This is a genomic window from Deinococcus pimensis DSM 21231 (assembly GCF_000519345.1).
In the GTDB taxonomy this organism is placed as follows: domain Bacteria; phylum Deinococcota; class Deinococci; order Deinococcales; family Deinococcaceae; genus Deinococcus_A; species Deinococcus_A pimensis.
In genome coordinates this window covers 28,355-29,676 of sequence record NZ_KI912618.1, presented here as the reverse complement: position 1 = coordinate 29,676, position 1,322 = coordinate 28,355, and the positions used below count along the sequence as shown (strand labels likewise).

Annotated in this window: 3 protein-coding genes; all 3 read right to left on the bottom strand. The window is 71.0% G+C overall.

Annotated features, from left to right (window positions below; all coding sequences use genetic code 11):
- Positions 1-614: beta/alpha barrel domain-containing protein (locus DEIPI_RS0101600; protein WP_027480635.1), on the bottom strand; the 614-nt coding region annotated here is incomplete at its 3' end.
- Positions 615-679: 65 nt separating this feature from the next.
- The gene (locus DEIPI_RS0101595; protein WP_027480634.1) at positions 680-1,042 is read right to left on the bottom strand and encodes a response regulator; all 363 of its coding nucleotides are present in this window, start codon (positions 1,040-1,042) and stop codon (positions 680-682) included.
- Positions 1,039-1,322, bottom strand: a 284-nt coding sequence (locus tag DEIPI_RS27635) for a M23 family metallopeptidase (RefSeq protein WP_157463395.1), incomplete at its 5' end; no start/stop codon positions are given. The genes DEIPI_RS0101595 and DEIPI_RS27635, both read right to left, overlap by 4 nt.

Sequence of the window (1,322 nt, the reverse complement as noted above, 5' to 3'; positions counted from 1 at the left end):
GGAAGCTTCCCGCTCTCGCGGACGAGGCGCACGAGCTCGTAGGGGGCCTGCAGGTCACGCGCGATCGTCATGAGCTCCTCGACGGGCGCGCTCTGGATGCGGCGGACCTCACCGAGGATGGTGCGGGCGTGCCGGACGGCCTCGACGACGTTGCCGGTGCCCGCCTCGCCCTTCGTGCGGATCATCGCGGCGCCCTCGCCGACGCGACGGAGGGCCTCGCCGAGGTTCTTCGCGCCGCACACGAAGGGCACGGTGAAGGCGTGCTTGTCGATGTGGTAGCTCTCGTCGGCGGGCGTGAGGACCTCGGACTCGTCGATGAAGTCCACTCCGAGGGCCTGCAGGATCTGCGCCTCCACGAAGTGCCCGATGCGGACCTTCGCCATGACGGGGATGCTGACGGCCTCGATGATGCCCTTGATCATCTTGGGGTCGCTCATGCGGGCCACGCCGCCGTCGACGCGGATGTCGGCGGGGACGCGCTCGAGGGCCATGACGGCGGTGGCGCCGGCGGCCTCGGCGATGCGGGCGTGATCGGGCGTGACGACGTCCATGATGACGCCGCCCTTGAACATCTCGGCGAAGCCGGTCTTGACGCGGGTGGTTCCGGTGGTCATGCCCTCAGGCTACCCCCCGACTGGACCCCTTCACAGGTCCAGTTCAGGAGGAGGTGGGGAACCAGTCAGGGGGTGGGCGCGAGGACCTGCTCGATCACGTCGTACAACTCCGGCGCCCGGAACGGCTTGACGAGGTACGCCTCGCCGAGCTCCAGTCCGCGGCGCATCACGTCCTGATCCGACAGGCCCGTCAGGAACACGATGCGCGGCGCGCCGGGCAGGGTCCGCAGCCGCTCCGCCGTCTCCAGGCCCGTCCACGGGTTCATCACGACGTCGAGCAGCGCGATGTCGAAGGCCCCGGTGCGCGCGCGCTCCAGCGCCTCCGGACCGCTCGGGACGGTCACGACGTCGTAACCGCGCAGCTCGAGGACCATCCGCACCAGGTCCAGCAGGTGCAGCTCGTCGTCCACGACCAGCACGCGCGTCATGGCAGCAGCGCCAGCGGATCCACCGCTTCGCCGTCCACGCGGGTCTCGAAGTGCAGGTGCGGGCCCGTGCACACGCCCGAGCAGCCCACGTACCCCAGCAGGTCGCCCGCGCGCACCGCCGAGCCCGGCGTGACCGCCACGCGGCTCATGTGGCCGTAGATGATCGTGGCGTTCCCGCTCGACACCCACACGTTCAGCCCGTACTCGCCCGGGCCCGCCTCGCGGACGACGCCCGCCGTGGCCGCGAGAATGGGCGTGCCGTAGGGCGCCGCGAGATCCA